This window comes from Pseudomonas sp. ADAK2 TE3594 (assembly GCF_053628675.1).
In genome coordinates this window covers 1652848-1671105 of the sequence record NZ_JBRJGV010000001.1, presented here as the reverse complement: position 1 = coordinate 1671105, position 18258 = coordinate 1652848, and the positions used below count along the sequence as shown (strand labels likewise).

Sequence of the window (18258 nt, the reverse complement as noted above, 5' to 3'; positions counted from 1 at the left end):
TGGATCAGCATCAGCAAAACTACCATTCGAGCTTTGTTGCGATCTTGTAATCACCGGTGGGGCGAAAACTTTTCGCGTTGACTCAACCGCTCACGCAAGAACTCGATCAGCGCCTGCACCGGTCGTGATCTCTGGCGATGTTGCGGGTAGACCGCCGACAAGGTCAGCGGCTCGGGGCGCAAATCATCCAGCACCGGCACGAGTCGGCCGTCCTCCAGGGCCGAACCGACGATGAAGGTCGGCAAGTACGTGATGCCCATGCCGGCGATAGCCGCGTCCTTGAGTAACTCACCATTGTTGACCCGCATCCGCCCAGTGACGTTGACGTTCTGCGGTTTGCCCCGCCCGTTAAAATGCCATTGCACCTGACGACCGTGGCCGTAAGGCAGGCAATCGTGGGTGTGCAAATCCTCAGGTTTAAGCGGCGTGCCACGCTCGGCCAGATACATCGGGCTGGCACAGTACAGCCGCTCGATGGAGGCGAGGCGTCGGGCAATCAGCGTCGAGTCTTCCAGCACGCCGATGCGCAATGCCAAATCGTAACCCTCACCGAGCAAATCCACGGGTCGATCACTCAGGTCGACTTCCACGGTGACATCGCGATAACGCTGCAAAAACTCCGGTAACAGACAACCCAGATGCGCCACGGCAAACGACAACGGCGCACTCAAGCGAATAGTGCCGCGAGGTTCGGTGGTCTGGCCGGCGATGCCCTGCTCCACTTGCTCGACTTCGCTGAGCAGGCGCAGGGCTGATTCGTAATAACTCTGCCCCAGCGGCGTAACGTCCAACCGCCGGGTCGAACGGTTGAGCAGGCGCACGCCGAGGCGCTCTTCCAGTTGCATCAGGCGGCGGCTGACGAACTGCTTGGACAACCCTAATTGATCGGCTGCCGCAGTGAAGCTGCCGGAGTCCATGACCTGGCAAAACATACGCATATCTTCGAACGGGTTCATTGTCGCGCCCTGGTTGACAGCCAAACGCTTTATAGCCGTTTTTTTCGTTTCTGACTCCCCAAATCTAAAGATCAAAAGATCGCAGGCTTCGCCAGCTCCTACGGGAATTGAGGACAGGCGGGTGTACCCAATCATGTAGGAGCTGGCGAAGCCTGCGATCTTTTCAAGCGGCCGGCCGAGGCCGGCAGCCATACCACTTACTTCGCGGTGAACGTCGTGTAGCTGTTGATCAGGTTGCGGTAGTTCGGGATGCGCTGGGACAACAGGTTGGCCAGGCCTTCCATGTCGTTGCGCCAGTCGCCCTGCAACTCGCAGGCCACGGAGAACCAGTTCAGCAGTTGCGCACCGGCAGCCGACATGCGAGCCCACGCCGCTTGTTGCACCGTAGTGTTGAAGGTGCCGGAAGCGTCGGTTACCACGAACACTTCAAAACCTTCAGCCAGCGCCGACAGCGTCGGGAACGCCACACATACGTCAGTCACAACACCGGCAATGATCAGCTGCTTGCGGCCGGTGGCCTTCACAGCTCTAACGAAATCTTCGTTGTCCCAGGCGTTGATCTGGCCCGGGCGTGCAATGAACGGAGCGTCCGGGAACTGCTCTTTGAGCTCCGGCACGATCGGGCCGTTCGGGCCGCTGTCGAAGCTGGTGGTGAGGACGGTCGGCAGGTTAAAGAACTTGGCGATGTCGCCCAGAGCCAGCACGTTGTTCTTGAATTCGTTAGGCGAGAAATCCTGCACCAGCGAGATCAGCCCCGTCTGGTGGTCGACCAATAGCACAACGGCGTCGTCTTTGTTCAGTCGTTTGTAAGGAACATTGCTCATGTGAAACTCCTCGGAGGATGGACGTTGCTCAGGCCGCCGACACACCAGGTCGGCGTTTTTTTTTAATCACTAGAAAGCAAAACACGAACAGCCAAAGGCACCCCAGAATCCCTGGAAATCGCTGACCGGCGCGTTCGACAAACGCGCCCGCTCATGGCTGTGGGAATGCACCGCGCACGGTCCGCTGCAGTGATGGACCTGCGCCTGCAGCGGCGAAGCCGGACGCCAGTGCCCCGGCACCTTGACCACCGGCGACCAGTCCGGCAGCACCGGCACGCTGGCCGGCCCGAGTTTTTCGAAATCCCCGGCGGCGTACACCACCTTGCCGCCAACCACGGTCAACACCGACTCGATCCACTTGATCGCTTCTTCCTCGACGCTGAAGAAGTCGGCGCTCAGGGCGGCGACGTCGGCCAGTTGCCCGACTTTGATCTGGCCTTTCTTGCCCTGCTCCGACGAGAACCAGGCACTGCCGTGGGTGAACAGCTCCAGCGCGGTCTGGCGGGTCAACCCTTCACTGTGCAATTCCAGCCCCCCCACCGTGCGACCGCTGACCATCCAGTACAACGAAGTCCAGGGGTTGTAGCTGGACACCCGCGTCGCATCGGTGCCGGCGCCGACGGGTACACCTTCAGCCAGCATGCGTTTGATCGGTGGCGTGTTTTCGGCGGCCTTGGCGCCGTAACGCTCGACAAAATATTCGCCCTGAAACGCCATGCGATCCTGGATCGCGATGCCGCCGCCCAGCGCCCTCACCCGCTCGATGTTCTGTGGGGTGATGGTTTCGGCGTGGTCGAAGAACCATGGCAAGCCATTGAAGGGAATGTCGCGGTTGACCTTCTCGAACACGTCGAGCATGCGGCTGATGGATTCGTTGTAAGTGGCGTGCAGACGGAACGGCCAGCGCTGCTCCACCAAATGCCGGACCACTGGCTCCAGCTCGTCTTCCATGGTTTGCGGCAGATCCGGACGCGGCTCGAGGAAGTCCTCGAAATCCGCCGCCGAGAACACCAACATTTCCCCGGCGCCGTTGTGTCGCAGGAAGTCGTCGCCCTGATGCAACTTGACGCTGCCGGTCCAGTTCTTGAAGTCGGTCAGTTCTTCCTTGGGCTTCTGCGTGAACAGGTTGTAGGCGATGCGCACGGTCAGTTGCTGGTCCTTGGCCAGCTGCTCGATCACCGCATAGTCGTCCGGATAATTCTGGAAACCACCACCGGCGTCGATGGCACTGGTCAAGCCAAGGCGATTGAGTTCACGCATGAACTGGCGGGTCGAGTTGACCTGATATTCCAATGGCAGCTTCGGCCCCTTGGCCAGGGTCGAGTAAAGAATCATCGCGTTGGGCCGCGCCACCAGCATGCCGGTCGGCTCGCCGTTGGCATCACGCACAATCTCGCCACCCGGCGGGTTCGGCGTGTTGCGGGTGTAACCGGCAACTCGCAACGCGGCGCGGTTGAGCAAGGCGCGGTCGTACAAGTGCAGCACGAACACCGGTGTATCGGGCGCGGCCTGGTTGAGCTCCTCCAGCGTCGGCATGCGTTTTTCGGCGAACTGGAATTCGTTCCAGCCACCGACCACCCGCACCCACTGCGGCGTGGGCGTGCGGTCGGCTTGATCCTTGAGCATGCGCAACGCATCGGCCAGGGACGGCACGCCTTCCCAGCGCAGTTCGAGGTTGTAGTTAAGGCCGCCGCGGATCAGGTGCAAGTGCGAGTCGTTGAGGCCGGGGATGACGCACCGGCCCTTAAGATCGATGACCTGCGTGCCCGAGCCGCGCGAGGCCATGGCTTCGGCATCGGTGCCGACCGCGACGAAGCGACCATCGCTGATCGCCACGGCACTGGCGAGGGGCTTCTCACGGTCAACGGTATGGAACTGGCCATTGAACAGAATCAGGTCGGCGTTCATCGCGTTTCCTCAGGCAAAGTGGAATGAGACTGGCCGGCTTCCAGCCACGGTGCGAACAGGCGCGTGGCCAGCGGCATAAAGACGTACACCACCGACAGCACGATGGTCAGGGTGATCAGGAAAGTGGCGACCACGTAGTTGGACAGAAAGGCATTGAGCTGCAGCAACGGCCCCCAAAGCAGCGGCACCAGCAAGGTGTGCGGCAGAATCACCAGCAACGTCACCACGGCCTGCTTCCAGCGCGGCGGTGGCGAACCGGCGTCAGCCAGCGGCGAGAACCAGAATTCATTAAGCGGATTGACCTCGGTCTGATCGCCGTCGGCCAGCATCGGCGCGGCTTCATCGACCAGCGTCTGGCGCTGCGGCGAATCGAGCCAGCGCTGCATCGCCTCGGTCGAGCAAAAACGCAGCACGCAGGTGAACAGGGCGAGGCCACCGCTCTTGCCGCGAATCACATCCACGCCCAAGTGCCCTTCGCGTTGCCCGGCCACACTGACGATGTTGCGCAGCCAGGCTTCATAGGCCGCTTCAAAACCGGCCTTGACCCGGTGTTTGACGATCAGCGTCACGATCTCATCGATACGATTGGAATCAGGCATAACGGAGGGCTCCGGTGAGACGAACATTGAGCGCCAGCCGTCCCGGCCCGGCGATGAAAATGCTGGTGAAGAGGATCAACAGCAGCCAACCGAACTGCCCCTCGGCCACACTCCATTGCGGATGCACGATCAACAGCGCCACCAGCAGCACAAACAAAATGGGCAGGCACGCCAGACGCACAAATACGCCGGCGACGATCAGCAATGGGCACAGCACTTCGGCGAAGATCGCCAGGATTAATGTGAGGTGAGCGCCGAGGTGGAACGGGTCTTCGATGCGTTGCAACTCGGCGCTGAAGTTCAGCAGCTTCGGCAAGCCATGCACGCCCAGCAGAAACAGTGCGCCACTGACCCGTAGAAACAGCAGCCCGAGATGTTGAGCCCGTTCATTCCGTTGCGAAGCGTTCATGGCCCCTACCCTTGATCAATCATTGCCCTGAATAGTGCAGCGACGGGGTAGGGAAAAATTGAATGTACGTGCTCTCTTTGCGAGGGCGCTGGGTCAGCCAACGTCAATTCTGAATGTGACCGACACCATAGGGATCAACGCCTGACACAAGGATTTCAGCAGCCACAAAAAACGGCCCGCAGGCCGTTTTCAAAAGTGATCGGATCAAGTCGCCGAGTCCGCCAGTGATTAAATCAAATCGCCTTCCTCACTTAAGCTTGAGACTAACTGCCGGGTACCTGAGGGAATTATCATCCCCTTGAGCTATAAACCTCCATCGACTTAATGATGCTTCGTAAGAGAACGCGATTCCGATTCTGAAGCGCGGTTGTTGATTTTGCTCTTGCGATGATTCCTGGTTTGTTTTTTGTTCTTCACCCGTCCAATAGACACGTCCACTCGGACCGACGTATGTCCTGTCGATTACATCCTGATAAACCGGTTGCCCTCCACCAACGCTAATTGCCCAGTTAATTGCCTCCACGGCAGTTAACAAGTTGGGATTAAAAAGGAACTCATATACGTTGGATGCTCTTACCGTAAAAGACTTTGACTGCGCTGGGCTGGATGAGTCTGTGACGGTAATGATCGCGGTTCCGTTCCCGGTGCTCGTTACGTTTCCCGCGCCGTCGACGGTTGCAATGTGAGGAGCCGAGGATATGAATCTGTAGGGTGCATGTCCTCCGCTAACTGAACGCAGACCGGTGCTGCCAGGATAATATGCTTTACGAGTCCAAGTTAAAGAGGGCACAGGATAGTAGTTACGCCCACCCAAATACAGATCGGAGGTGTCAACAATGAGCTCCGAACTCGCCTGAGTCACCTCAAAGTTCCACGGAGGCGAAATGGGTGCACTCGCATGTTCTCTGACAGTTAAGCTGTGGTAGCCCACTGATAAGCCCTCAATTCGCTCGATAAAGCCCCCACTGGAATTCACGAGTACTCTACGCAACAGAGCATTGTTATCGAGCAACTCGATGGTCATCCCGGACAGACCATAACCACTTACCTGCACGTCCCTGGATGGAGTTTGGCTGCCGGGAGGGATAGACGTTCCACCGAAAGTTGTCACATCGCTGATACTAGTCGTTGTACTAGTATGGTCACCTTGATCGACGTAGCTTTGCATGTTCATGAAAAACACTCCTTCGCAGATAGACGCACAGACTCTGGATGAGCCAGTCGGCAAGCACTATCGAACAGCAAAATACACTGAGCTGACTACTGTCAGATCTGATAGTAGTGACGAGTGGATGGGCGAGCATCATGTTGTCCAAACAGTTTTCTCGCCTCCAAAAAACATCCCGCAGGGCGTTAAATCACTGATCGTTCCATCGCTCCTGCATGGGAGGGATCGGTTGTGACTTCGATTATTCCTGCGTATCGAAATTATCCAGCGCCCGATTCACCACCAGCTCCACCGAGCATGATGATCTGCTGAAGCACCAGCATCGTGTTGCGCTGCGGGAGCGAGCTTGTTTGTATGTTTAGACTTGAAGGGGTGGGCGAGAGATTGGTTGGCCGTCAGGCCGCCTTCGCGAGCAAGCCCGCTCCCACAGGGTTTTGTGTGTGCTCACTACTGCTCAGGCACAAAAAACGGCCCGAAGGCCGTTTCGTATTGAATCCGGTCAGATGGCCGGGGCTGCTTTCAATTCCAGACTATCCAACGCCCGATTCACCGCCAGCTCACCGAACATGATGAGCTGCGCGACGCCCAGTATCGTATTGCGCTGCGCCCCCTCCAGAAACCCGGCACAGTCACTGGCGATCACCCTGGCCGAGGCAAAGGATTCGCAGGCATTGGCCAGCAGCTCTTCGATGTCGATGTTGGGGGCGACGGTATAAATCGTGCTCGGTTTGCGCGGGGGCTGATTGGCGCAGTCGGGGTCGGACGGTTTGAGGTAGTGATCGAGAGCACGCTCGGCGGCTTCGTTGAGTTTTTTGGGATCGAGGGGGTCGTAGGGGGAAACGTCGTCGGTTTCTGGCGGGTTAGGTGTGGCTTTGAACATGGTGAATCTCCTACAAGAAATGGAGCCACCAAGACCTGTCGCTAAACAGGTAAGGGTGGCGGCTGCACGCAGGTTAGCGAACCGGGTGTAGGCGCCCGGCAGACCCGAAGGTCTCCCGCGCACAGCCGCCATGACATCAATCGCAGACATGAACAATCTGCAAGAGAGTTTGGAGCGCTGTTGCGCCTACAAAGGTTCGGGTCGCTAAACCCGATCGCTGATTCGTCAGCGACCGGGAAACAATAGAGCCCGGCCATTAGGCACACAAGCCGGCGGATTCTGGCGCAGTCGTAGGCAACGGCGCAAGGATCTGTAGCTTCCCAGAAATCATCTTCAACACTATTCAACAAATCTGTCAGACAGACACAGATTCTTGTGGGAGCGGGCTTGCCCGCGATAGCGGTCTGCCAGTCGACATCAATGCAGGATGTGCCGACCTCATCGCGGGCAAGCCCGCTCCCACAGGTTTTGAGGAGTTTTGAAGACCTGTATTTGCAGCCTTAAACCACCGGAATATCCAGCGCCACCGACATGAACTGACTGATCCGCGATCGCAGCCATTTTTCGGCAGGATCGTTGTCATGCACCCCGCTCCACGCCATCGACAACTGCGCGGCGTCGATAGGAAACGGCGGATCTTCGGCGCGCAAGGTACATCCCTCGACCAGCGCACACGCAGCGTAATCCGGCACCGTGGCGATCATCTCGGTACCGGCCAACAACGCCCGCAAGCCACTGAATTGCGGCACGCCCAGCACCACGCGGCGAGAGCGGCCGACCTTGGCCAGGTCGAGGTCGATGTTGCCGCTCAGGTCACCGGAGAACGACACCATCGCGTGCGGCCGTGCGCAATATTCGTCGAGGGTCAGCGGCCCTGGACGATCGTCACCGCGCAGCACTTTGCAGGGAATGTCGCGCAGGCGTTTGCGCTTGGCATTGGCCGGCAAGTCAGTGGTGTAACTCACCCCACCGAAATCTCGCCGGACGCGAGCAACGCCGGCATCAGCAGATAGTTGGCGCGACGCACCACGACCACGATCCCCGGCGCTTCTTCTTGCAGTTTGCGCAACAACGGCGGAAACAGTCCGAACTCGGCATCGTCCGACAGGCCGATGCGAAACACATCGCAACTGCTCGCCGGATCGAACTCCTTGGCCCGGCTGACCGCCCCGGAAATGGTGTCCATCGCCGGTTGCAACTCCTTGAGAATCGCCAGCGCCCGCGCCGTCGGTTCCATGCCGCGACCGTTGCGCAGCAACAACGGATCGTCGAACAAATCACGCAGCCGTGCCAACGCAGCGCTCACCGCCGGTTGGCCCATGAAGAGTTTTTCGGCGACCCGGGTCAGGTTTTTTTCGAACATCAACGCCTCGAAAATCACCAGCAGGTTCATGTCGACGCGGCGCAGATCGTTACGGTTCATAAGCACAATCCCATGGTGTTTTCGGCCAGGCACGAAGGTTGATGAGCGCATCTGACTTTACTCGAGACGGCCCGCCCGGATCGAGGAATTAACAACGTTTAACTCGCAAGCCAAAGCCCCCACGACCAAGAATGAAGCCCTCTGCGCAGACCTGTTTTTTTCAGAAAAGGGAACGTGCTGACCCACCGTGCAGTGCACCAGCGCGCTCCCACCGACACGGACATTGGCCATGGCTCACTTTCAGCAAAACGCGATCAGCGCGTCCTCCACTGAAACGCGGAAAAAACCCACGGGCGGGCTCAGCCCCTGGCGTGAAACCCTGGCCAAGCAGTTGATCCTCGACCACCTCGGTGAAACCCTGGAAGTGACCGAACTGGCACGGGCGTGCGCCCTGTCGCGCAGTCATTTTTCCCGTGCGTTCAAGTGCAGCACCGGCCTCTCGCCGCAAGACTGGATTCGTCAGCAACGCATTGCCCGGGCCAAGCAGTTGATCCAGGACACCGACCTGACCCTCACACAAATCAGCCTGGAATGCGGCTTCTGCGACCAGGCGCATTTCTCTCATATTTTCACCCGCAGCGAAGGCGTTTCACCGTTTGCCTGGCGCTGTCGAACGGTGCGTTCTCTTCTCTCTCTCACAATCAAAAGATCGCAGCCTGCGCCAGCGCCTACAGGTGTTCACATCACCGCGTAGGAGCTGCCGAAGGCTGCGATCTTTTAATCTTGATCAGCCCTTGATGAACGCCAGCAGATCTTCGTTGAGTTGATCCTTATGGGTGTCGGTCAGGCCGTGGGGCGCTCCCGGATAGACTTTCAACGTAGAGCCCTTGACCAGATTCGCCGCGGCGATGCCGGCGGCTTCGATCGGCACCACCTGGTCGTCGTCGCCATGCACCACCAGGGTCGGCACGTCGAACTTCTTCAGGTCTTCGGTAAAGTCAGTTTCAGAGAACGCCTTGATGCAGTCATACGCGTTCTTGTGGCCGGACATCATGCCCTGCAGCCAGAACCAGTCGATCATGCCTTGGGACGGTTTGGCACCCGGGCGATTGAAGCCAAAGAACGGACCGCTGGCCAGATCCTTGTACAGCTGCGAACGGTCGACCAGGGACGCCTGACGAATACCGTCGAACACCTCCAGCGGCAGGCCACCTGGGTTGGCCTCGGTCTTGAGCATCTGCGGCGGCACCGAGGAAATCAGCCCGGCCTTGGCCACCCGGCCGGTGCCGTGGCGACCGATGTAGCGCGCCACTTCGCCGCCACCGGTGGAGAAGCCGAACAACACGGCGTTCTGCAAATCCAGATGTTCGATCAGTTGCGCCAGGTCATCGGCGTAGGTGTCCATGTCATTGCCGAACCACGGCTGGCTCGAACGCCCGTGACCACGGCGGTCATGGGCGATGACCCGATAGCCTTGGGAGGCCAGGAAGATCATCTGCGACTCCCAGCTGTCGGCGTTCAACGGCCAGCCGTGGCTGAAGACGATCGGCTGACCGGTGCCCCAGTCCTTGTAGTAAATCTCGGTGCCGTCTCGGGTGGTAAAGGTGCTCATGGTGATGTCTCCTCATGCATGGTTTTTGTGGCGGTTAATAAGAGGTGCGGACCATTCGTTCAGCCAGGCGCGCCACCCGCTCGCCCAAATGCGCGGCGGTGCGGCGGTCTTCGAGGGGTGGTGCAAGCTCGGGGGACTGTTCGACATTCGACTGCGCCATCGCCCCCAGCGAACTGCCGAGTCGGTTCAATTGCCCATCGAACAGGCCCGTGCTGCTGCGTGCTGGCAGCAGGTCGAGGCCGACCCAGATCATCGAGTGCTGGGCGGCGAACACTGCCATCTGCAGCAAGGTGTTGAGTTTGTCGCCGCACAGGCAGCCGGAGTTGGTGAAGCCGGCGGCGAGTTTGTCGCGCCAGGGCTGGGCCAGGTAGAACGAGGCGGTAGCGTCCATGAAGCCCTTGAAGGCTGCCGAAGCACTGCCCATGTAGGTCGGGGCGCCAAAGATGATTGCATCAGCACGGTGCAAACGTTCCCAGTGATCCTCCACTTCTTCGACCGGAATCAGCCTACAGGTGCTACCCAGGTGCCGTTCCACACCCTGGCCCACGGCCTCGGCCATGACCCGGGTGTGCCCGTAGCCACTGTGATAGACCACCACCACGTTGCTCATTCCGGTTCCTCCAGAGGGGTTCATCCTTTTTGCGGCATACTTTTTGTTGCAAGAAGGCCGGTGCCTTCGGTTGAACTTGAAGGGATGGATTTTTGAGCGTAGGCCGGACACAGGACGAGTTAAACGTTGTTAATTTTCAACGGTGCACCCACGAACCCGGCCAGCGCCGCACCCAATAAATACGGGATCGACAAGCGCTGGCGGGAATCCAGCAGCCGATGCACACACTGCCGAAGCGCTCGACAGAGCATTGCACTGCCGAAAAAACCTGAGGAATATGCCCCGATACCGTGCGATAGGCGGATGCAAGCAGGAGTGACCCGTTGACCCTTTCCCCCGAACAGGCCATCCATTTCGGCCCTTACCGGATCTACCCCGGACAACGCCTGGTGATGGAGGCCGACCAGCCCCTGCGCCTGGGTCGACGGGCCATGGACATTCTGCTGATGCTGCTGGAACACGCCGGACAGGTGGTGAGCAAGCAACAACTGATTGCCCGGGTCTGGCCCAAAAGCGTGGTGGAAGACATCAACCTGCGGGTGCACATGGCGGCGCTGCGCAAAGCCCTCGGCGACGGTCAGGCCGGCCAGCGCTACATCATCACCGTCGCCCAGCGCGGCTACAGTTTTGTCGCGCCGTTCTCTGTGGAGAAAGTCGAGCAAAGCCCGAAAAGCGACGGGAATGAACCGAGCCGGCATAACCTGCCAATCCGTCGGACCCGCATGATCGGTCGTCAGGCTCTGGTCGACAGCTTGGTGACACAACTGGCGCGGCAGCGTTTCATCACCCTGGTGGGCCCCGGCGGGATCGGCAAGACGACCGTGGCGCTGCGCGTCGCCGAGCAATTGATCGGCCGCTACCGAGATGGCATTCGCCTGCTGGACCTGGCACCGATCAACGACCCTTTGATGATCACCGCGCACCTGGCAGCGCTGCTAAATTTGTCCTTGCACGACGCCGAACCCATGAACGGTCTTGCCACGCTCCTGCGCGAACGGCAGATGCTGCTGGTCATCGACAACTGCGAACACCTGATCGACGCCATTGCGTTACTCAGCGAAAGCATCCTGCGCGCGGCGCCCCAAGTGCATATTCTGGCCACCAGCCGCGAGAGCCTGCGGGCCGAAGGCGAGTTCGTGCAGCGCCTGGAATCGCTGGACTGCCCGCCGCCCATCGCCGTGCTCGATCGCGCTCAGGCCCTGACATTTTCGGCGCTGCAATTGTTTGTCGAACGGGCGATGGCCAGCCACGACAGTTTTGAACTGAGCGAAGCCGAACTGCCGCTGGCGATTGAAATCTGTCAGCGCCTTGACGGCATACCGCTGGCCATCGAACTGGCGGCAGCGCAGGTGGGCAGCCTGGGATTGAGTGGGTTGCTGTCGCAACTGCAAGGCAGTTTTCGTCTGCTCACCCAGGGCTGCCAGACAACCTTGGGCCGCCATCAGACCCTGCGCGCGACACTGGACTGGAGCTTCGAACTGCTCGATGCCTGCGAGCAAACCTGCCTGCGCCGATTGGGCGTATTCCGGGGTGGTTTCACCCTGGAGTCGGCGGCCGCAGTGATCGTCGGTGAACACCTCGAGCCCGGCGTGGTGTTCGCCTCGATCACTCAATTGGTCGCCAAGTCATTGCTGAACGTGGAAGTCGGTGACGAAGAAGTGTTCTACCGTTTGCTCGACACCACGCGCGGCTATGCACTGGAAAAACTCGCCCAGGCCCAAGAACTGCCGGACACCCGCGAGCGCCACGCCGAACGCTGCCTGGCCTTGATGCAGCAAGCCCAGAACGACTGGGAGCAGATCTCGAGCGATCGCTGGACCGAGCGTTACGCCCGCAATCTGGAAGACATCCGTTCTGCACTTGACTGGGGCTTGAATGCTCAAGGGCCACAGGCCTTGGCGATCCGCCTCGCCGCGACCTCGACGCCGCTGTGGCAGGAACTGTCGCTGCTCAAGGAGCACGGCGTGTATGTGCGCAAAGCTTTGGCATTGCTCGAAGCAACGCATCAGCCCTGCCCGCGTTTGACCATGACCCTCAAGCTTGCCCTCGGCAGTTCGTGCTACCACACGTTGGGCAGTAGCGCGGAAGCTGTCGAAGCATTCGTCAGCGCCAAATACCTGGCCGAACATTGCAACGATGTGGCCGGTCAGCTCAAGGCGATTTCCGGGCACTTGGCGGTTGATCTCAGTTGCGGCCACTACCAACAGGCCCTGGAGCAGAGCCGACAATTCGAGCGGTTGGGGCTGCACGGTGATGCGGTGTTGGCCCTCAGCACCCAACGCTTGCGGGTGCTGGCCCTGCACTTTGCCGGGGATCAGGCTCTGGCACGGGAGGATGTCGAACAGGTCATTCAATGCCTGGCCCAGAGCGGTCACCTCAACCGCTTCACCTACTGTTTTGGTGTGCATTACGATCAGAGCGTCGCAGCCCTGACGATTCTGGCGCGCATTCTCTGGTTACAAGGGCACCCGGAAAAAGCCTGGCGCACCGCACGACAGGCGCTCGACATCGCGATGCAGATCAATCATGGCACGTCCATCTGCTACACCCTGGCGCTGGCCGGTTGCCTGATCGCTCACTACAACGGCGACACCCCGGTCGCCCGCGAGCTCCTGAAGCTGCTGCTTGAACAGGCGAAGAAACACTCGGTGCTGCTGTTCTACAGCTGGGCCAAACATTACGCGCAGGTGATCGAGGGGGCCGATGCGCCCTCGTCATCGCGAGCGAACACCGGGTTGATCAAGGAAATCATGGTCACGCTGGACAGCCGCTTCATTGATGACGCGCTGCTGGAACGGGCCGAAAACGGCGCGGCGGGCTGGAGCACCGCGGAAATTCTGCGAGCCCGGGCCGATGCGTTGCTGGCAGAGGATTGCCCGGCACAGGTCGACGCAGCCGAGGCCGTGCTGCTCAAGGCGTTAGCCGTGGCAAAAACCCAGGGAGCGCTGGCCTGGGAACTGCGTAGCGCCACGTCACTGGCCCAACTGTGGCAACGTCAGGGACGCTGCCGACAGGCCCATGAGTTGCTGGCGCCGATTTACCAGCGCTTCACCGAAGGCTTTGCTACACCGGACTTGACGAAAGTCCGTCGGCTACTCGACGAGCTGCAGCGACACCTGCCCGGCTGACGTCCAGCGTGCTCGGCTAATGTAGCGGGCATGACGCAGTTCAAAGGCACGCAAATGACCGCTGTGTTCGAGTTTCTCCAAGGCGTAGATACGGGTGGTGTTGAGGAAACGGTAACGGGTCACACCGCTGCCCTGCTCCACCGACAGCAGTGATTTGCTCGCCAGCCGCTCTACGATTTCGACCAGGCAGCTGGGCCGCAGCACCGCGCAACTGATCACGCCAATCGCCGAGTCCAGCGTGAACGCCATCTTGAACACCGCCAGCCGCTGCAATACGGTTTGCTCCATCGGGCTCAGCTGTTCATAGCTCCAGTTCAGTGCGGCTTTCAGACTCTGATGCCGTGGCAGAGCGGTGCGCCGGCCTTGAGTCAACAACTGCAAGCAGTTGCCGAGTTGCGCTTGCAACCCCACCAGCGCCAACGCATCGATCTGCGCCACCGCCAGTTCAATGGCCAAGGGCAGGCCGTCGAGCCGCCGACAGATTTCACGCACGGCCTTGAGGTCCTGTTGGCGCAGGACAAACCCTTGCTGACGGGCTCGGGCGCGACTGACCAACAGCTGCACCGCCGAGTAACCCATGGCCTCGGCCACGTTGTATATCGCTGAGGCCGGCGGCACCGCCAGGGCCGGTATATGCAGCAGCGTTTCTCCCGCCGCTCGCAAGGGTTCGCGGCTGGTGGCCAGGATCGACAGCCGTGGCGCCGAGGCCAGCAGATTGTCCACCACTGCCCGACAGCATTCGAGCAGGTGATCGCAATTGTCGAGCACCACCAAGGCATGCCGCTGCTCCAGCACCGCCCCGCCGATGTCCAGTTCCAGCGTGTGCGACAGATGCTCGACGAGTTGCGCCGGGTCATCGATAGCCGCAAGATCAACCCTCCAGACGCCGTCGCGATAGTGCTGCAACAGCAGCTCGGCCACGCGCAACGCCACGGTAGATTTGCCAATGCCGGCGGGACCAATCAGGGTCATGAGGCGTCGAACCGGCAACTGCCGGACCACACTCCCGATGATCGAGTCGCGACCGGTCACCGGGGTGAGCCGCGCAGGCAGATTGTGTTGAGGCTTGTGCTCCGTCTCGACGGGCACCGGCGTGCCTGCCCGGTCGCACTGCACCGGGGCGATGAAGCTGTAGCCGCGCTGGGGAATATTGACGATGTAGCGCTGCTCGTTCTGGCCGTCGCCGAGTGCCCGACGCAGGGCGGCGATGTGCACGCGCAGGTTGATTTCCTCAACCACCGAGGTCGGCCAGACGTGGGCAATCAGGGCATCCTTGCTCACCACTGAGCCGGCGCGTTCGACCAGCACCTGCAAAATATCCAGCGCTCGCCCGCCCATGCGCAGGGGGCGATCTCCCTCCAGGATCAATCGCTGACGCAGGTGAAAGGCGTAGGGCCCGAACCGCAGCACCGCATCGCTGTTTATATCTCTGAGGCTGTTCATGCACGTTCACGCGCTGAAAACCTGGCTCGGCTCAAGGTACTGCAAAATCCATCGCACCAGTCCATCCAGGCTCCCGCACCTCCATGGCAAAGAGTTCATGGGTATCTTGGCAGGCATGGGTGACGGTACAACGGCCACGGGAGGAGCATCACGGCCATCACGGTGCGCGTGACGGACAACGCCCCCCCTAACTGAACTGTTCGCGGTACTGGGTGGGTGTCAGGCCGAGCTTTTCACTGAACAGAAAACGCATGTGCCGCACGCTGCCGAAACCACTTTTGAAGGCCACGGTCTTGAGTGGCACGTCACTGGTTTCCAGCAGGTTCCTGGCGCAATCGATGCGCGCATTTTGCAGAAACTCCATGGGCGTCATGTTCACTTCCCGGGCGAAAACCCTGGCGAAGTGCCGCGCACTCATGGTCGCCAGACTGGCCATGCGTTCGATGCTGAACGCCTCATCGAGATGTTCGAGCACGTAGTTCTGCACCCGGGTGATCGGCGTTTCATGGGGGGCCACCGCTGCCATCAACGGACTGAACTGCGCCTGCCCGCCCTGGCGTTTCATCACCACCAGCAACACCTTGGCAACGTCCTGAGCGACCTTCTTGCCATGGTCCTCGGCAACCACCGCGAGCGCCAGGTCGATGCCAGCGGTGACACCGCCAGAGGTGATGAGATTGCGGTCTTGCACGTAAATCTGATCGGTCTCGACGGTGGCCTTGGGGAAGCCTTTGATCAGGCGTTCGGTGTAATGCCAGTGAGTGGTCACGCGATAACCATCCAGCAGCCCGGCATGCCCGAGCACGAACGCGCCGGTGCAGATCGCCCCATAACGGTTCGCCCGGCTGACAGCACCCTGGAGCCAGGCGAGCAACGGTGGATGTTTTTCGTTGTAGGCACCCGGGCCACCGGGCACCAGCAACAAGTCATAGGACTCGTTCGCCTGATCGATGTGCAGATCGGCTTGCAGGCTGACACCGTTGGAGGCCCGCAACGCGCCGTGCTCAGTGCCGATGGTCGACAGCTCATAACGGTCCGCCGGTTCCAGATAGCGATTGGCGATGGAAAACACTTCCATGGGACCTGCCATGTCGAGCAGAAGAAAGTCGGGGAACAGCACCATTGCCACGGTTTTCATGGATTGGACATCACTGATATCAGAGGAAGAGGGAACATAGGCTCAGCACCGAGCATTATGGCCAAATGTAACAACAAGGATACGTGAACCAGCACCAAATACTGTCAACTTGAAAGAGACAGTATTTCAATTTTCATCTACTTATTGCACCAATCGGTAAACATTAACCTTCTCCTCACTCGGACGAATTCACGTCCTGACAGGAGATTTCATCATGCTGACCCTTCGTAAAGCTTCGGATCGCGGCGCGGCCAATCACGGTTGGTTGAAGTCGTTCCATACCTTTTCTTTCGCCAACTACCGCAACCCACGGGAGCAAGGTTTTTCCGACCTGTTGGTGATCAACGACGACCGCGTGGCGGCCGGCAAAGGCTTTGGCCAGCACCCTCACCGCGACATGGAGATTTTTTCCTATGTGCTTGAAGGTGCCCTGGAACACAAGGATACGTTGGGCACCGGTTCGGTGATCCGCCCCGGTGATGTGCAATTGATGAGCGCCGGCAGCGGCGTGGCTCACAGCGAGTTCAACCATTCGACGAACAAACCGGTGCACTTTCTGCAAATCTGGATCGTGCCCGAGGTTAGCGGCGCCAAACCGCGTTACCAGCAAGAACACTTCAGCACGCAGAAAAAACGCGGGCGCTTGCAGCTGATCATCTCCCCGGACGGCACCAACGGTTCGCTGAAAGTAAGGCAGGATGCGCGGGTATATGCCGGCCTGATCGACGGCAAGGAAAGCGCCACCCTGGAACTGGCCGCCGATCGTTATGCCTATGTGCATGTGGCGCGCGGCAGTGTCGAGCTCAACGGCATGCAGTTGCAGGAAGGCGACGGTGTGCGGGTTCGGGCAGAACAGCTGCTGACCTTGAGCAACGGCGTGGATGCCGAGGTGCTGGTGTTTGATTTACGGCCTCAGGAATTGCCGCAGATGCCATGAAACCGGTGTTTCAATGCGAAAAAAACGGCCTTGAAAAAGACCGTTTTCATTCCGCCGCCGAGTCTCCCACCTCAAGATTATCCAGCGCTCGATTCACCGCCAGCTCTCCCAGCAGGATCGTTTGCTGAATCGCCAGTATGGTATTGCGCTGCGGACCGCCGAGGAAACCGGCGAAATCGCTGGCCAGCACGCTTGCCATGGCCAGGGACTCGCAGGCGTTGGCCAGCAGGGTTTCGGTAATGGGCGATAAATAAATCAGTCCCCGTTGTTCACTCAATCCGCCCGCTGTCACGTCCCAAATTCAAAGTTATCCGCAACCAAATTGAAAACAACCGTTGGGACATGCATCAGGAACTCGATGCGAGCAATATTGGTCGCAGCCGACTGATAGGTCTGCCGACCGGTAATGTCCCGCTGTTCAACGAGCTGGCCGGCTGAGTTATAAACATAGACTGTCGCCTTATAATCCAGTCCATACTGGAAACGCATGGAAGAAGCCACAAACTTGAGGGCCAGCCTGAAACGCATTGACTCACGCAACGTCACATGCGCCATAAGGTTTTGCCCATCCATGGTACCGCTACGGTGAACTCCGAACTGGCTAGGAGAGGTCATCCCGCCACTGACATGACTAATCACCATGGTTGGAAGATCAATGGTTTTTTTAGAGTCAATACTTGGAAGTACGGCTGACACAGGCACACTATCAAAACCCTCTTTTATCACCCCGCCCCCTGCCTCGGTAATCGTAAATCGCCAGGGTTGTGATGGGGATGTACTGGCATTGACTCGAACCGTCAGACTGATTGCGCCCACGGGTAAACCGTTCACTTGCTCGATAAAGGCCCCACTGGCATTAACTGTCAGGTTTTGCTTAAACACACCGTTAACAAGCAACTGGAGAGCTCCGGGTTGACCGTAACCGCTCACCCATATATCTCGAGAGGTGGTTTGGGTGTTTTGCGGAATTGGCGTTCCACCGGCGGTTGTGACATCGCTGATACGGAGTGTCAAACTACTCGCTGCGTCATTGCTGGCTGTTTCTTTACTCATGAAAATCGCTCCTTCGTAGGTGCGCCACCCCGGATTCGAATGAACCCTTCGACAGGCACTATCGAACAGCAAAATTTGATGAGTGAGCTACTGTCAGATCTGACAGTAGCGACGAGTGGTGAGGTTTTCCTTGCGCAAGCGGGCTTGCTCGCGAAAGCGGTGTGTCATTCAACATTGATGCCGACTGACTCGACGCCTTCGCGAGCAAGCCCGCTCCCACAGGGAATTGA

At 59.3% G+C, this 18258-nt stretch carries 15 protein-coding genes and 3 pseudogenes; 3 read left to right on the top strand and 15 right to left on the bottom strand.

Annotation, left to right across the window (positions count from 1 at the left end):
* Nucleotides 1-50: 50 nt before the first annotated feature.
* The 8 genes and pseudogenes from AB7M22_RS07700 to AB7M22_RS07665 form a co-directional block, all read right to left on the bottom strand.
* Entirely contained in the window at nucleotides 51-956 is a 906-nt protein-coding gene (locus tag AB7M22_RS07700; protein ID WP_454185783.1) for a LysR family transcriptional regulator, read from the bottom strand.
* Between the two features lie 197 nt (nucleotides 957-1153).
* Nucleotides 1154-1780 (bottom strand): isochorismate family cysteine hydrolase YcaC, encoded by a 627-nt coding sequence (gene ycaC / locus AB7M22_RS07695; RefSeq protein WP_218399263.1) that lies wholly within the window; start codon nucleotides 1778-1780, stop codon nucleotides 1154-1156.
* 69 nt (nucleotides 1781-1849) lie between these two features.
* Entirely contained in the window at nucleotides 1850-3688 is a 1839-nt protein-coding gene (locus AB7M22_RS07690) for an amidohydrolase (RefSeq protein WP_454185782.1), read from the bottom strand.
* Nucleotides 3685-4287 carry an antibiotic biosynthesis monooxygenase gene (locus AB7M22_RS07685; protein WP_454185781.1) on the bottom strand — a complete coding sequence of 201 codons (603 nt, stop codon included), beginning with the start codon at nucleotides 4285-4287 and terminating at the stop codon, nucleotides 3685-3687. Before AB7M22_RS07685 ends, AB7M22_RS07690 begins: the two co-directional genes overlap by 4 nt.
* Nucleotides 4280-4696 (bottom strand): DoxX family protein, encoded by a 417-nt coding sequence (locus tag AB7M22_RS07680; RefSeq protein WP_454185780.1) that lies wholly within the window; start codon nucleotides 4694-4696, stop codon nucleotides 4280-4282. Before AB7M22_RS07680 ends, AB7M22_RS07685 begins: the two co-directional genes overlap by 8 nt.
* Nucleotides 4697-4943: 247 nt before the next feature.
* On the bottom strand, nucleotides 4944-5870 hold the full coding sequence (locus AB7M22_RS07675) for a hypothetical protein (RefSeq protein WP_454185779.1): 927 nt from the start codon (nucleotides 5868-5870) through the stop codon (nucleotides 4944-4946).
* A gap of 493 nt (nucleotides 5871-6363) precedes the next feature.
* Nucleotides 6364-6744, bottom strand: coding sequence for a DUF6124 family protein (locus AB7M22_RS07670; protein ID WP_454185778.1), 381 nt, complete (start codon nucleotides 6742-6744; stop codon nucleotides 6364-6366).
* A gap of 500 nt (nucleotides 6745-7244) precedes the next feature.
* A pseudogene (locus tag AB7M22_RS07665) lies at nucleotides 7245-8167 on the bottom strand (LysR family transcriptional regulator).
* A gap of 229 nt (nucleotides 8168-8396) precedes the next feature.
* Here AB7M22_RS07665 and AB7M22_RS07660 point away from each other — a divergent pair.
* Nucleotides 8397-8861 (top strand): helix-turn-helix domain-containing protein, encoded by a 465-nt coding sequence (locus AB7M22_RS07660; RefSeq protein ID WP_454185777.1) that lies wholly within the window; start codon nucleotides 8397-8399, stop codon nucleotides 8859-8861.
* Between the two features lie 33 nt (nucleotides 8862-8894).
* On the opposite strand, the gene AB7M22_RS07655 is transcribed toward AB7M22_RS07660, so the two are convergent.
* Nucleotides 8895-9719 (bottom strand): alpha/beta fold hydrolase, encoded by an 825-nt coding sequence (locus AB7M22_RS07655; protein WP_454185776.1) that lies wholly within the window; start codon nucleotides 9717-9719, stop codon nucleotides 8895-8897.
* Nucleotides 9720-9753: 34 nt separating this feature from the next.
* Nucleotides 9754-10329, bottom strand: coding sequence for a flavodoxin family protein (locus AB7M22_RS07650; RefSeq protein ID WP_454185775.1), 576 nt, complete (start codon nucleotides 10327-10329; stop codon nucleotides 9754-9756).
* Between the two features lie 323 nt (nucleotides 10330-10652).
* Between AB7M22_RS07650 and AB7M22_RS07645 the strand changes: the two genes are divergently transcribed.
* Nucleotides 10653-13457: an ATP-binding protein gene (locus AB7M22_RS07645; RefSeq protein ID WP_454185774.1), complete on the top strand. Its 2805-nt coding sequence runs from the start codon at nucleotides 10653-10655 to the stop codon at nucleotides 13455-13457.
* Here the strand turns inward: AB7M22_RS07645 and AB7M22_RS07640 are convergent.
* Nucleotides 13422-14900, bottom strand: coding sequence for an ATP-binding protein (locus tag AB7M22_RS07640; protein WP_454185773.1), 1479 nt, complete (start codon nucleotides 14898-14900; stop codon nucleotides 13422-13424). The genes AB7M22_RS07645 and AB7M22_RS07640 overlap by 36 nt on opposite strands.
* A gap of 187 nt (nucleotides 14901-15087) precedes the next feature.
* Entirely contained in the window at nucleotides 15088-16038 is a 951-nt protein-coding gene (locus AB7M22_RS07635; RefSeq protein ID WP_454185772.1) for a GlxA family transcriptional regulator, read from the bottom strand.
* Between the two features lie 214 nt (nucleotides 16039-16252).
* Between AB7M22_RS07635 and AB7M22_RS07630 the strand changes: the two genes are divergently transcribed.
* Entirely contained in the window at nucleotides 16253-16975 is a 723-nt protein-coding gene (locus tag AB7M22_RS07630) for a pirin family protein (RefSeq protein ID WP_454185771.1), read from the top strand.
* A 46-nt stretch (nucleotides 16976-17021) separates the two neighbouring features.
* On the opposite strand, the pseudogene AB7M22_RS07625 reads toward AB7M22_RS07630, so the two are convergent.
* From AB7M22_RS07625 to AB7M22_RS07615, 3 genes and pseudogenes are all read right to left on the bottom strand, one after another.
* Nucleotides 17022-17213, bottom strand: a pseudogene (locus AB7M22_RS07625) (DUF6124 family protein); the annotation flags it as partial.
* A 50-nt stretch (nucleotides 17214-17263) separates the two neighbouring features.
* Nucleotides 17264-18028 (bottom strand): hypothetical protein, encoded by a 765-nt coding sequence (locus tag AB7M22_RS07620; RefSeq protein WP_454185770.1) that lies wholly within the window; start codon nucleotides 18026-18028, stop codon nucleotides 17264-17266.
* Between the two features lie 130 nt (nucleotides 18029-18158).
* Nucleotides 18159-18248 (bottom strand): annotated as a pseudogene (locus AB7M22_RS07615) (metal ABC transporter ATP-binding protein); the annotation flags it as partial.
* Nucleotides 18249-18258: the final 10 nt, after the last annotated feature.